This window comes from Frankia sp. AgB1.9 (assembly GCF_016786355.1).
In the GTDB taxonomy this organism is placed as follows: Bacteria; Actinomycetota; Actinomycetes; order Frankiales; family Frankiaceae; genus Pseudofrankia.
Genome location: NZ_JADWYX010000098.1, coordinates 22,589 through 35,528, shown reverse-complemented (window position 1 = coordinate 35,528; position 12,940 = coordinate 22,589). Strand labels below are relative to the sequence as shown.

Here is a 12,940-nt window from a genome sequence, read left to right as displayed (position 1 = left end):
GGGGGGGGGGCGGGGGGGGGGGGGGGGGGGGGGGGGGGGGGGGGGGGGGGGGGGTGGGGGGGCGCCCGCGCCCCCGCCCCCCCCCCCCCCCCCCCCACGGCACGCCCCCGCCGCCGGTGGCGGTCGCCGCGTCGGTGCTGCCGGGGACGACGGCCGAGCTGCGCGCCACCTACGCGGCCTACGACCTGGAACGGCGCACCCAGGGGCCGGCCGCGTCCCGGCCGAAGGGGGCCCTGGCACCGACCTTCTCGGCCGACCTCCCCAGGGGCTTCCTGATGAGCCCCGTCTACCACGGAGACCCGGACTCCGTCGCCGCCGCCGTCCTGGCCGACCAGGGCCTCGCCGCCGCGGACGAGCTGGTCCTGTTCCTGCCGCCGGCGTTCGGCCTGGCCGAGAACGTCCGGCTGCTGGCCGACCTGGCCCGGACCGTCGCCCCGGCGCTCGGCTGGACGCCCACCGGCTGACTCCTGTGGCGCGGCTCGCCTGCTGGGCTTCGGCGGCCGCTGCTCGACTTCCCTGCGTGCCCACCCCGACAGGAGAGACCATGACCGTCAGCCAAGCGACCGGACCGATCACCGATGCCTCTCTGTTCACCGCCGTCCTGAGTCACTTCGCGTCAGGCATCACCGTCATCAGCTCGACGAGTGACGGGCGGCCGGTCGGGCTGACCTGCCAGTCCTTCTTCAGCCTGTCCCTCGACCCGCCGATGGTCGCGTTCTCGGTCGCCAGGACGTCGAAGTCGTTCGCCACGATCCGCCAGGTGGGGGACTTCGTCGTCAACGTGCTGTCCGCCGAGCAGCGTGACGTGAGCTCCGCGATGGCCCGCAGCGGGACCGACAAGTGGGCCGACGTCCGCTGGGAGCGGGGGACCATCACGGGTCATCCCGTCATCGAGGAGACGCTCGCGTACCTGGAGTGCCGGATCGCGGCCGAGTACGACGGCGGCGACCACGTCATCGTCACCGCGCACGTGCTCGGCCTCGGCCACGCCACCCACGAGGCCGCGCGCCCGCTGCTGTTCTACCGGTCGGGCTACCACGGGCTGGCCGACCACACCCGCGCCTGACGCCTGCCCCTGGCACGGCCACGGCGTAGGGCTGGGCCTGCGCCGACCGCTCAACCGGCACGGCCTCAACCGGCACGGCCTCAACCGGCAATGGCACGACGCGCCGCCTGTGGGAGGGTCGCAGGCATGGTGAGGGTGCCTACCCGGACGATGAACGACGGTCGCGCGCTGCCCGTGCTCGGGCTCGGGACCTACCGGACCGACGACGCGGCGGCGGCCGACACCGTGCGCGCCGGGCTCGCGGCCGGCTACCGGCTGATCGACACCGCCGCGTCCTACTACAACGAGGCCGGCGTCGGGCAGGGCATCGCCAGCGGGGACGTGCCCCGCGACGAGATCCTGGTGACCACGAAGCTGATGGGCGTCGACCACGGCTACGAGCCGGCTCTGCGCGCGTTCGACGAGTCCCGCAAGCGGCTCGGCCTGGAGTACGTCGACCTTTACCTGATCCACTGGCCGCTGCCACGCCTCGACCGGTACGTCGAGTCCTGGCGGGCGCTGCTGCGGCTGCGTGACGACGGGCTGGTCCGGTCGGTCGGCGTCTCGAACTTCAACCCGGCCCACGTCGAGCGCCTCATCGCCGAGACCGGCGTCGCCCCGGCGGTCAACCAGATCGAGATGCACCCGTACTTCGCCCAGGAGCCGGTGCGCGCCTACAACGAGGCGCACGGCATCGTGACCCAGGCCTGGCAGCCGCTGGCCCGCAAGACCGCCCTGCTGGCCGAGCCGGCGCTCGCCGAGATCGCCACCAGGCACGGCGTGACGCCCGCCCAGGTCGTGCTGCGCTGGCACCTGCAGCGCGACGTCGTCCCGATCCCGAAGTCCGCGACGCCCAGCCGCCAGCAGGAGAACCTGGACGTCTTCGGCTTCACCCTCACCGACGCAGAGATGGCCGCCCTGATCGACCGCCCGCAGGCCCGGTCCGGCGCCGACCCCGACGACCCGGCCCTCACCTGAGCCGGGCCGCCGACGGCAGCGTCCCGCGACGGTGATGATCGCCGTTTCGGCCCTCGGGTGGTTGTCTTCGAGCCGGTGGGACAGCCATGGGAGGGCTGAAACGACGATCATGGCGATGGCTGCGACGCCAACGCGGCGCGATCGGTCCCAGCCAGGCCATAGTCGTTTCCCCGCGAGGTGCGTATGTGGTCAGATCGGGCAATGGGTGCGCCGACCGTCCGAGATGTGGTGTCGGATGACCTGGCCGACGTTCGCGCGATCGCGGATGAGCACGAGATCCGGGTTGGCTGGCCGGACGGTGAACCCGACTTCCTCGATCTGGAACGCGCCGCCGGGCGTTTGATGGTCGCCGTGGCGGGCGACGGTGTCGTCGAGGGTTTCGCCGGAACGCTGACCCGAGGGGCGCTCACCCATCTCGGCGATCTGTTCATCGCGGCGCGGGCACAGTCCGGCGGCCACGGCCGGCGGTTGCTCGACGCGGTCCTGCCGCCGGCCGGGGCGGACGTCGTCACGTTCGCGTCCTCGGACCGGCGCGCACAGGCGCTGTACTTGCGGTCCGGACTGGTGCCCGGGCAGCCGCTCTGGTACCTGCGCGGTGGACCGGCGGCCCGGCTCGGCGTGGGCGGCGAGCTCCGGCCCGCGTCGGTCGAGGAGATCGCCGGGCTGGACGCGGCCGCCAGCGGGGGCGAACGGGCCCGGCACCTGGCCTGGTACGCCGGCCTGCCTGGCGTCTCCGTCTGGGCCGGCCCGGGTGGCTACGTGTTCACCCGCGTCGAGGGCGTCCTCTGCCATGTCGGCCCGGCCGGCGGAGACGACGCGGCCGCGTGCACCCAGGTCGTGCTGGCCGCGGCCCGCCTGGCCGCCGCGGACCGGCTCACCGTGAGCGTGGCCGCGTTCGGCGCGCACCCGGTCACGCGCGCCCTGGTCGAGGCCGGCTACCGGATCGAGGATCAGGACACCCTGATGACCAGCCGGCCCGGCCTGTTCGACATCGACCGCTACGTTCCGCACACAGACCTCGGCTGACGCCCGGCCTCCGGGCCTCAGCCGGCGGGCACGCCGGCCGGCGTCTCCCAGGGGGCGTGGGGGAGCACGTCGCCGGTCTCCAACAGGGTCTTGAGGTTGGCGAAGACCGCCGGCCAGCCGTGCGAGATGGCCGCGCGAGCGGTGGCGTCGGGCAGGTTGGTGTGGGTGACGGTCAGCCGGACGATGTCGCCGAACGGCTCGATCGTGAACGTCACGACGCTGGGCTCGAAGGTCGGGTCGGCGTCCTGCTCGGGGGTGTCGAAGCCGAAGGACAGCCGGGTCGGCGGCTCGACGACCAGGACGGTGCCGACGGCGTCGACAACGCCGGAGCCGTCGGTCCTGGTGTGCTCGACGCGGCTGCCGACGGTCCAGTCGGAGATCTGGGCGTGGCCCCAGAACCGGCCGGTGAGCTCGGGGTCGGTGAGCGCCCGCCAGGCGTCGGCCGCGGTGGCGAGGAGGTAGGTCGTGTAGACGTACGCGGGAACCGGGTCGGCCATCGGGCGCTCCTCAGCACGGCGGCGGATCTGGTCGAGCAGGCCGAGGTTCGGCTCCTCGAACTTCCAGATCCAGCGGGTCTGGATGTCGTGGATCGGCACCGGGTTCAGGTAATGCAGCTTGCGCCGGCCGCTGCGCACCGCCGTCACCAGGCCGGCGGCCTCCAGCAGGGCAAGGTGTTCGCTGACCGACTGGCGGCGTATCGCCAGACCGTCGCACAGCTCGCCGAGCGTGAGCCCCGCCCGGGTGTGCAGGGCGTCGAGCAGCCGGCGCCTGGTCGGGTCGGCCAGCGCCCGGAACACCGTGTCCGCGTCCACGGCTTCATTATGCAGGTCTCAGCCTGCATGTCGTGCCCACCGGGCGCGCCACGCGGTTTGGCGCGGGTGGGCGCGGGTAGCCGGGAGAGGAGAGGCGTCACCGAGCGCCGATCGAGTCTTGCCGTGGGTGATCGCTCTCGCGCGGGCGCAGCCGCCCTGACGCGCAGGCCGACAACTTCGCTCAGGCCGACAACGTGAGGAGTGAGCCCCGTGACGACCGCCAAGGAGCGTCGCCCGACGACGACCGACGCCGGTGTGCCGGTTGCCAGCGACGAGCACTCGCTGTCCGTCGGCCCGGACGGTCCGCTGCTGCTGCAGGACCACTACCTGCTCGAACAGATGGCGAACTTCAACCGGGAGCGCATCCCGGAGCGCCAGCCGCACGCGAAGGGCGGCGGGGCGTTCGGCACCTTCGAGGTGACCCAGGACGTCAGCCGCTACACCCGGGCCGCCGTGTTCCAGCCGGGCGCCCGGGTCGAGATGCTGGCCCGCTTCTCCACGGTCGCCGGCGAGCGCGGCAGCCCCGACACCTGGCGGGACCCGCGCGGGTTCGCGCTGAAGTTCTACACGCCAGAGGGCAACCTGGACATCGTCGGCAACAACACCCCGGTCTTCTTCGTCCGCGACCCGATGAAGTTCCAGCACTTCATCCGCTCGCAGAAGCGCCGTGCCGACAACAACCTGCGTGACAACGACATGCAGTGGGACTTCTGGACGCTCTCGCCGGAGTCCGCGCACCAGGTCACCTGGCTGATGGGCGACCGCGGGATCCCGCGCAGCTGGCGGCACATGAACGGCTACTCCAGCCACACCTACATGTGGATCAACGCGGCCGGCGAGCGGTTCTGGGTGAAGTACCACTTCAAGACCGACCAGGGCGTGGACTTCCTGACCCAGCAGGACGCCGACCGGCTGGCCGGTGAGGACGCCGACTTCCACCAGCGTGACCTGTACCGGGCGATCGACACCGGGGACTTTCCGAGCTGGACGCTGAAGATGCAGATCATGCCGTTCGACGAGGCGAAGACCTACCGGTTCAACCCGTTCGACCTGACCAAGGTGTGGCCGCACAGCGACTACCCGCTGCACGAGGTCGGGCGGATGACGCTGAACCGCAACGTCGAGGACTACCACACCGAGATCGAGCAGGCCGCGTTCGAGCCGAACAACCTGGTGGCCGGCACTGGGCTCTCGCCGGACAAGATGCTGCTGGCCCGGGGGTTCAGCTACTCGGACGCGCACCGGGCCAGGCTCGGCGTGAACTACCGGCAGATCCCGGTGAACGCGCCGAAGTCCCCGGTCCACAGCTACTCGAAGGACGGGGCGATGCGCGTGCGCAACGTCTCCGACCCGGTGTACGCGCCGAACTCCTATGGCGGCCCGAAGGCCGATCCGGCGCTTAACGACGACGGCGGGCTCTGGCAGGCCGACGGCGAGATGACGCGGACCGCCTACACCCTGCGCCGCGACGACGACGACTTCGGCCAGCCGGGCACGCTCGTGCGCGAGGTCCTCGACGACGCGGCCCGCGAGCGGCTCGTCGGCAACATCGTCGGGCACCTGCTCAAGGGCGTGAGCGAGCCGGTCCTGGTCCGGGCGTTCGAGTACTGGCGCAACGTGGACAAGAACCTCGGCGACGCCGTCGAGGCCGGGGTCCGGTCCAGCCAGCGCAAGGCCTGACCGGGCGGGTTGGCCGGGGGCATGTGGCGGTGGGCCATGCCTGGCGGTTGGGAATCTCGATTGTCCGACCACCAGGCATGACCCGCTTGTCGGTACGTTGCCGGGCGGGTCAGGCGGGCGTCGTGGCCGAGGCGGCTTCGACGGCCTCGTCGAGCACCGCGCCCGTCGCGAACCCCGCGTAGGCGGCGAACTGCAGGACGATCTCGTCCAGCTCCTGCTTCGTGAGGTCACCGGAGCGCAGGGCGGTCGTGACGTGCATGCGGATCGGCGTGGGCGCGCCGGTGGTGCCGACGCAGCTGATCGAGAGGATCCGGCGGTCCCGCCGGGTCAACCCGGGCCGTAGCCACAGGTGGCCGAAGACGAAGCCGAGCACGCCGGCCTGCCGGTACGGCGAGGTGCGCGGCGGCGCGCCGGGCAGCAGGTTGATCTCCTTGAAGACCTCCTCGCCGCGTTCGAGGCGCTTCTCCCAGTCGTTCTCACCCAGGCCGTCGTTCGGCAGCACCGGCCACGGCTCGGGCTCGCGGCCGTTCTCCCGCGCGATCCGGGCCGACTGCTCACCGATGACCCGCTCCAGCTCGGAGCCCTTCGGCCAGCCGCAGTAGACGGCGAAGTGCAGCACGAGCTCCAGCATGGTCGCGAGGTCGAGGTCGCCGCTGTTCAGCGCGGCGTGGACCTGCTCCTCCATCGGCCCGGGCGAGCCCGCGGCCGCCACGCAGGCGAGCGTGACCAGGCGGCGGTCATGGCGGCTCAGCCCGGGGCGGGACCACACGTCGCCGAACACGAAGTCACGGCTGGCCCGCGCGAAGGGTGTCGCCGGAGCGGCCAGATCCCCGGTCATCACCTCGCGAAAGGTCCTCTCCGCGTCTGGCTTGCCCATGTCAGGTCTCCCGTCGTCACGAGGTGGCCCGAGACGGCCCGGCGGCGCCGACCCGCCGTCCGTGCGGCCCCGTCACGTCGGTCCAGCTCCCGGCTGACTAACACCTGTGTCACAGTCATACCCCAATCCCGGCCCCGGCCGGGCGGGGCGCTGGGTCAGGCGGTCTCGGCCCGGGCGGGGATGCCCAGGGCGTTCGCCCACAGGCGGGTGAGCTCCTCGGTGGCCGACTGGACGTCCAGGCCGACCGGGTCGCGCGAGTTGAACAGCAGCTCGGCGAAGTGCGCGACCATGCCGCCGAGCGCCTGGGCCGCGTACTCCGGCTGGACCGCGGGATCGGCGACGCCGTCCTGCTGCAGTGCCCGGATGCGCCGCTCGATGGTCAGCGCGAACGCGTTCTGGCGCTGGGTGCGAATCCGCCAGACCTCGGCGTCGATGGTGGCGACCTGATGGATGACGCGCATGATCCCGGCGTTGGCGGCGTACGAGCGCAGGTAGTGCTCGTTGGCCGCGCGGATGCGCTCGACCGGGTCGGTCTCCGAGGGAGCAGGGTCCACGGTGAGCAGGTCGACCTCGACCGAGTCGACGACCTTCCGGAAGATCTCTTCCTTGGACACGAAGTACGTGTAGAACGAGCCGTGCGACGTCCCGGCCTCGTCGCAGATGTCGGCCACCCGGGCGCGCAGGAAGCCGTCACGTTCGAACACGACCCGCGCCGCGTCGAGCAGCTGGTCGTGGGTCTGGCGGCCCCGACTGGTTCGACCGGTGCCACGCCGGCTGGTCCGCGTGTCGTCGCGCCAGCCGCGACTGGCATTGGGTAAGGAAAGCCGGTCGGCACGGTCGCTCTGTTCGGACACGGAAGATCCTTCCCGGACGGCAGAGCCGTGGCAGCGGGTCTGGTCCACCGGCACGGCAACCCGCCGCCGTTGGCGGATCTCCTGTTATATCGAGTTCGACGTCGATGTCGGACCAGAAGACTGGTTCGCGCGGGCGGGTCCTGGCAATCTTCGCGCCCAGACCCGCCTCACCGGCCCGAATCCCAAGTGATCTCCGCGACCCTCGCCGTGCCCGGCGACGTCAGCTGATCTCCGCGACCCTGGCCGCGGCCGGCGACGTCAGCCGGTGTGGACGGGGAGGGTCTCCCAGCCGCGGACGGTGGAGGTGCGTGCCTGCACGGCGTTCGGCCAGTCGACCTCCCACTCGGGGAAGCGCTGGAGGACCTCGTCGAGGGCGACGCGGCCTTCGAGCCGGGCGAGCGCCGCGCCGAGGCAGTGGTGGATGCCGTACCCGAAGGTGAGGTGGCGGCCGACGTCCCGGTGGACGTCGAAGTGGTCCGGGGCGGGGTAGCGGCGTTCGTCGCGGTTCCCGGAGCCGTTGAGCAGCACCATGATGCTGCCCTCGGGGACGGTCTGGCCGTGGTAGGTGACGTCGTTCGCGACGTAACGGGCCTGGACCGGGGACGGCGCCTCGTAGCGCAGCAGCTCCTCGATCGCGTTCGGGATGAGCGAGCGGTCGGCGGCGAGCTCACGGCGCTGGTCGGGGTTCTCGGCGAGGACCTTGCCGGCCCAGCCGACCAGCCGGGTGGTCGTCTCGTTGCCCGCTCCGGTCAGCAGCGTGAGGTAGGTCAGGATCTCCTCGCGGCTGAGCGTGCGCGTCGTGCCCGTCTCGTCCTCGAACTGCGCGGTCAGCAGCTCGGTCATGATGTCGTCGGACGGGTTCTTGGCCCGCCAGTCGATGTACTCGCCGAACTCGTCGCCGCTGTAGCTCATGTCCGGCGTCGGGAGGTCGGTGCCGTCGCCGGTGAGCTTCAGGCCCTCGTCGAAGCGGTCCCGGATCGCCTCCTGGTCCTCCTCGGGGATGCCGAGCAGGTAGCCGATGGTGCGCATCGGCATCTGGGCGCCGAGGTCCTTGATGAAGTCGAACCGGCCCGCGCCGACGAGCGGGTCGAGGCTGCGAGCGCAGAACTCGCGGACCTTCGGTTCGAGGGCATTCATCTTCTTCGGCGTGAAGACCTGGGCGAGGATCTTGCGGTGAACCGTGTGGACCGGCGGGTCCTCGAAAAGGATGATCCCGGGCGGCAGCTCGATGTTCGCCCGGATGAGCTCCAGCACCGAGCCGCGGCCGGAGCGGTAGGTGTGCCAGTCGGACAGCGCCGCCTCGACGTCGCCGAACCGGCTCAGCGCGAAGAAGTCGAACTTCTCGTTGTAGTAGAGCGGGGCCTCGTCGCGCAGCCGGCGCCAGGTCGGATAGGGGTCGACGTCGATCGCCGCGTCGTAGGGGTCGTAGTAGACGTCGCTGCCGACTGTCGCGTTGTCGCTGCTCGTCATGCGCGGGCGCTCCTTCCGATGACGGCGTGACCCGGCTCGACCCCGTGCGGTAGACCTCGTAGAACCCGTTACACCGCGAGCCGTCCAGGAAGCGTGGCACGAGCACCGTCTCCGGAGCAACGTGCTGGTCGACCCGTCGAACAGGAGGATGTCGTCCTCGTGGCGTTGAAAATCGATGTGATGCTGGCGAACTCGGTGGTCGAGGCCGCCGACCGGGCCCGGGCGCTGGAAGGCGCCGGCGTCGACGGTGTCTTCACCTTCGAGAACTCCCACGACCTGTTCTTCCCGCTGGTCGCGGCGGCTCCGGTGTGCTCGCTCGACCTGATGACGAACGTCGCGATCGCGTTTCCGCGCAGCCCGATGCATCTCGCGCACGCTGCCTACGACCTGCACCTGCTCTCGGCGGGCCGCTTCCGGCTCGGCCTCGGCTCGCAGGTGCGGGCGCACGTGGAGCATCGGTTCGGCGCCCGTTGGGGGAAGCCCGTCGCGCAGATGCGGGAATGGGTGCTCGCCACCAGGGCGATCCTGGACAGCTGGCAGCACGGCAGCCGGCTCGACTTCCGCGGGGAGTACACGACCCACACCCTGATGACCCCGGCCTTCAACCCGGGGCCGAACCCGTATGGCGTTCCGAAGGTGCTCGTCGGGGCGCTCGGGCCACGCATGAACCAGATGGCCGCCGAGGTCGCCGACGGCATTCTCGTCATGCCGTTCAACAGCGACCGGCACATGCGGACCCGGACGATGCCCGCCATCGAGGCGGGGCTCGCGGTGGCCGGCCGGTCACGCGGCGATCTCGAACTGACCGCCGAGGTCATCGTCGCCGTCGGGCGCACCGACGAGGAGCTGGCGGCCGCGCGGGCCGCGACCTTTCTGCTCGCGTTCTACGGGTCGACGCCGGCCTACCGGCCGGTGCTCGACGCCGAGGGCTGGGGCGACCTGCAGCCCGAGCTGAACGCGCTGTCCAAACGAGGCGAGTGGACGACGATGACCGGGCTGATCGACGACGAGATGCTGCGGACCCTCGCGGTCTGGGGCACCCCGGACGAGGTCGCCGCCGAGATCGTCGCCCGCTACGGCGACTGCGACCGGATCTGCGCCTACTTCCCCGGCTACGCGGCCGGCGACGACCTGATCGCCGACTTCGCCGCCGCCGTCCGGGCCGCCTCGGCCGCAACCACCTGACCAGGCGCCTGGCTGACCAGGCGCCTGGCTTACCAGGCGCCTGGCCTACCAGGCGGCGGCGAGGAAGCCGGTCGCGAGGATCGTGGGCTTCGCGCCGCCGTGCGAGACCTCCAGGTCCTTGCCAGACAGGTACAGCAGCCAGTGCCCGTCCGCGCTCGCGTCGAGGCTGGTGTGGTCCCGGTCGGTCAGGCCGACGGCGATCTGCCGGACCTGCTTGCCGTCCGCCGGGTCGATCTCCAGCATGTCGACGTTCGTCGTGCTCGGCGGATACCCGGAGCAGCACTGCCGGACGACGAAGAGATGGCCGTTCGGCAGGAAGGCGCCCTCGGCGTAGAAGGTGTCCTGGGTGGTGCCGGCCGGCAGCGGGACCTGGGTCGAGCCGTCGTCCTGGAAGTAGGTCGTGTCGGTCGACGGGTTCATGATCGCGAGCTGCCAGCCCTCGTTGTCCTGGACCGCGCTCATCGAGACGGCCAGCCGGCCGCCGTCGGGCGACCACGACAGGTGGTCCACCGGCGCGGGCAGTCCGGTGGCGGCCACCTGGGGAGCCATCGAGTAGCGGTGCGTCTGGTGGGTGGCCAGGTCGAGGACGATCACCTGGAATCCGGCGGTGATGTCGTTGTCCGGGTAGCAGCTGGCGTGATTGTCGTTCTCGAAGTACTGCGTCGCGTAGGCGAGGCGCTTGCCGTCGGGGCTGAGCGCCGGGGCGTTGCCGGCGGTCGTGACCCGGGTCTTCGCGCCGTCGGCGGTACTGACCCGCCAGATCTCGTGCTGGCAGCCGGCGCCGAGCTCGTAGTAGACCGACCTGCCGTCCGGGCTGACCGCCAGGGCGTCGCCGACGACCCCGCTGGGCACCAGGGTCCGGGTGGCCTGGCCGTTGGTCGGGTCGAGCAGGACCAGCGCGCCCGCCGAGGTGACGGCCGCCAGCGTCGGGGGAGCCTGCGCGCCCGCCGACCCGCCCGCGGCGGTCGGCCCGCCGGATCCCTGGGGTGGCGTGCCCGAGCTTCCGCCGAACGAGCAGGCGGCCAGCACCACGGCGGCCAGCGCAAGGGTGATCGGCCCGGCGAGCGACCGTGGCCGCGCCGCGCGGCGAACCCGGCCGACGCCTTCGGTCGACGTCATCTGCGCACTCCCTGTCTTTCGCGACCAACGGGACCGAACCGTACCGTCCTGTTCCATTCCGGGCGCGCTGAGTGCCTCGCAGCCGACACATCCGCGCGGTTCCATCACCGATGGTCGCGGCTCCCGGCCGCACCGGGACTTGGTGGGCCCAAATGTCCCACTTCGCCGAGAGGCCCCCGGATTCGATGCACCTGTGCGGTGGATCTCCCAGACTGATCCGGACGTGGCGGGCGGCCGTAGGGCGCCGGCCGAGTTCCTGGCCGCGAGGAGGACACCCATGGCCGTTTCCGGAATCCGCCGGCGACCTGGCGAGCGAACCCCGATCGGTCGACTGTTACGCGGCTGGCCTGGCACCCGTCTCGCCGCCCTGGCCTGCCTCGCGGTGCTCGGGCTCGCCACCGCGTGCGGCGGCAGCGGCGGCGGTGGTGATGCCGCGTCGCCCGCGGCCACGACGACCGGCCCGGCGGCCGCCACCAGGACGACCCCGCGGGTGGCCGGTCCGGCCGCCGCGTTCTCGCCCCTGACCGGCGGGAACGGGGTCTTCATCGGAGCGCCGACCCCCGAGAACGTGAGCGCCGGCGGCTACGTCGAGCAGGAGTTCGCGGCGGCGGGAACCGCCACCTCCTACAAGGCCGACGGCGCGGTCAACGGGGACGGCCGGTGGACGTTCGTGCCGGACGCGAGCGCTCCCTACCGGACGCGAGTCCTGGTCCGCCGGCCAACCGACCCCAAGAAGTTCAGCGGCACGGTCGTCCTCGAATGGCTGAACGTCAGCGGTGGTGTCGACGCCGACCCCGAGTGGACCAGCCTCCACGAGGAGCTCATGCGCGCGGGCGACATCTGGGTCGGGGTGTCGGCCCAGCTGATCGGCGTGTCGGGCGGTGCGGTCGCGGTCACGCTGCCCGGCGCCAACACCGTCGCGGGCAAGGGCCTCAAGGCGATCGACCCGGCGCGGTACGGGTCGCTGCAGCATCCCGGGGACGGGTTCGCGTTCGACATCTTCACCCAGGTGGCCCGTGCCGTCGGAGCGGGCGCGGGAACCGCCGGTCAGCAGCCGAAGCGGCTGATCGCGGCGGGTGAGTCGCAGTCCGCCTTCGCGATGGTCACCTACTACAACGGCGTCCAGCCGCTGACCCACGAGTTCGACGGGTTCCTGGTGCACAGCCGGGGCAAGGCCGGCCTGCCGCTGGCGGCGCCAGGTAAGTACGCCGACATCGCCGGATCGCTGAGCGGCGTCACGACGATCATGCGGACCGACCAGGACGCCCCGGTGCTGGACATCCAGACGGAGTCCGACGTCACCGGAATCCTCAACGCCTATCCGGCCCGTCAGCCCGACAGCGCCCGCTTCCGGGACTGGGAGGTCACCGGTACCGCGCACGCCGACGCGCACCTGGTCGGGCCGAACGCCTCCGCGCTGGACTGCGGCCTGCCGATCAACAACGGCCCGATGCACGTGGTCGCGAAGGCGGCACTGCGCGCGCTGGTGCACTGGGTCACGACCGGAACGGTGCCCGTCACCGCGCCACGGTTTGATGTGGATGACTCGACGGGCACACCCCAGATTCGGCGGGACGGCGACGGCATCGCGATCGGTGGGATCCGTACCCCGCCGGTCGAGGTGCCGGTAGCTGCCCTCTCCGGTGCGACCGGGCCGAACCCGTCGGTGATCTGCCTGCTGCTCGGTTCGACGAAGCCGCTGCCCGCCAGCCGGATCGCCGCGCTGTACCCGAGCCGGGCCGACTACCAGCGGCGTTACGACGCCGCGACCACCGCCGCGATCAAGGCGGGCTTCGTCCTGCCGGAGGACCGCGCCGCGATGGCCGCGTTCGCGGATCCGTCGGCGGTCCAGGGCTGATCCGCCGGCGCCTGGCCCGCTGCCGCCGAGGCTGAT

Annotated in this window: 11 protein-coding genes and 1 pseudogene; 7 read left to right on the top strand and 5 right to left on the bottom strand. The window is 71.8% G+C overall.

All coding sequences use genetic code 11. The features are described from left to right. From I6A60_RS30230 to I6A60_RS30215, 4 genes and pseudogenes are all read left to right on the top strand, one after another. Positions 1 to 464 (top strand): annotated as a pseudogene (locus I6A60_RS30230) (hypothetical protein); the annotation flags it as partial. An 80-nt stretch (positions 465 to 544) separates the two neighbouring features. After that, positions 545 to 1,066, top strand: a complete 522-nt coding sequence (locus I6A60_RS30225; protein ID WP_203020897.1) for a flavin reductase family protein — start codon at positions 545 to 547, stop codon at positions 1,064 to 1,066. 126 nt (positions 1,067 to 1,192) lie between these two features. Continuing rightward, positions 1,193 to 2,023 carry an aldo/keto reductase gene (locus I6A60_RS30220; protein ID WP_203020895.1) on the top strand — a complete coding sequence of 277 codons (831 nt, stop codon included), beginning with the start codon at positions 1,193 to 1,195 and terminating at the stop codon, positions 2,021 to 2,023. Between the two features lie 225 nt (positions 2,024 to 2,248). Continuing rightward, positions 2,249 to 3,049: a GNAT family N-acetyltransferase gene (locus I6A60_RS30215; protein WP_203020893.1), complete on the top strand. Its 801-nt coding sequence runs from the start codon at positions 2,249 to 2,251 to the stop codon at positions 3,047 to 3,049. Positions 3,050 to 3,066: 17 nt separating this feature from the next. Here I6A60_RS30215 and I6A60_RS30210 read toward each other — a convergent pair whose 3' ends face one another. Further along, the gene (locus I6A60_RS30210; RefSeq protein ID WP_307873939.1) at positions 3,067 to 3,861 is read right to left on the bottom strand and encodes a metalloregulator ArsR/SmtB family transcription factor; all 795 of its coding nucleotides are present in this window, start codon (positions 3,859 to 3,861) and stop codon (positions 3,067 to 3,069) included. A gap of 210 nt (positions 3,862 to 4,071) precedes the next feature. On the opposite strand from I6A60_RS30210, the gene I6A60_RS30205 reads away from it, so the two are divergent. After that, positions 4,072 to 5,541: a catalase gene (locus I6A60_RS30205; RefSeq protein WP_203020891.1), complete on the top strand. Its 1,470-nt coding sequence runs from the start codon at positions 4,072 to 4,074 to the stop codon at positions 5,539 to 5,541. 109 nt (positions 5,542 to 5,650) lie between these two features. On the opposite strand, the gene I6A60_RS30200 is transcribed toward I6A60_RS30205, so the two are convergent. The 3 genes from I6A60_RS30200 to I6A60_RS30190 all read right to left on the bottom strand — a co-directional run bounded on the left by I6A60_RS30200 (position 5,651) and on the right by I6A60_RS30190 (position 8,742). After that, positions 5,651 to 6,418, bottom strand: coding sequence for a carboxymuconolactone decarboxylase family protein (locus I6A60_RS30200; RefSeq protein ID WP_203020889.1), 768 nt, complete (start codon positions 6,416 to 6,418; stop codon positions 5,651 to 5,653). Positions 6,419 to 6,573: 155 nt separating this feature from the next. Continuing rightward, positions 6,574 to 7,272 (bottom strand): TetR/AcrR family transcriptional regulator, encoded by a 699-nt coding sequence (locus tag I6A60_RS30195; RefSeq protein ID WP_203020887.1) that lies wholly within the window; start codon positions 7,270 to 7,272, stop codon positions 6,574 to 6,576. A gap of 258 nt (positions 7,273 to 7,530) precedes the next feature. Beyond that, positions 7,531 to 8,742 carry a cytochrome P450 gene (locus I6A60_RS30190; RefSeq protein ID WP_203020885.1) on the bottom strand — a complete coding sequence of 404 codons (1,212 nt, stop codon included), beginning with the start codon at positions 8,740 to 8,742 and terminating at the stop codon, positions 7,531 to 7,533. Between the two features lie 159 nt (positions 8,743 to 8,901). On the opposite strand from I6A60_RS30190, the gene I6A60_RS30185 reads away from it, so the two are divergent. After that, positions 8,902 to 9,927, top strand: a complete 1,026-nt coding sequence (locus tag I6A60_RS30185) for a TIGR03617 family F420-dependent LLM class oxidoreductase (protein WP_203020883.1) — start codon at positions 8,902 to 8,904, stop codon at positions 9,925 to 9,927. A 45-nt stretch (positions 9,928 to 9,972) separates the two neighbouring features. Here I6A60_RS30185 and I6A60_RS30180 read toward each other — a convergent pair whose 3' ends face one another. Further along, a complete protein-coding gene (locus tag I6A60_RS30180; protein ID WP_203020881.1) occupies positions 9,973 to 11,046 on the bottom strand; it encodes a PD40 domain-containing protein in 1,074 nt (357 codons plus the stop codon). Positions 11,047 to 11,323: 277 nt separating this feature from the next. Here I6A60_RS30180 and I6A60_RS30175 point away from each other — a divergent pair, with 277 nt between their 5' ends. After that, positions 11,324 to 12,904: an alpha/beta hydrolase domain-containing protein gene (locus tag I6A60_RS30175; protein ID WP_203020879.1), complete on the top strand. Its 1,581-nt coding sequence runs from the start codon at positions 11,324 to 11,326 to the stop codon at positions 12,902 to 12,904. The last annotated feature ends 36 nt before the right edge of the window (positions 12,905 to 12,940 follow it).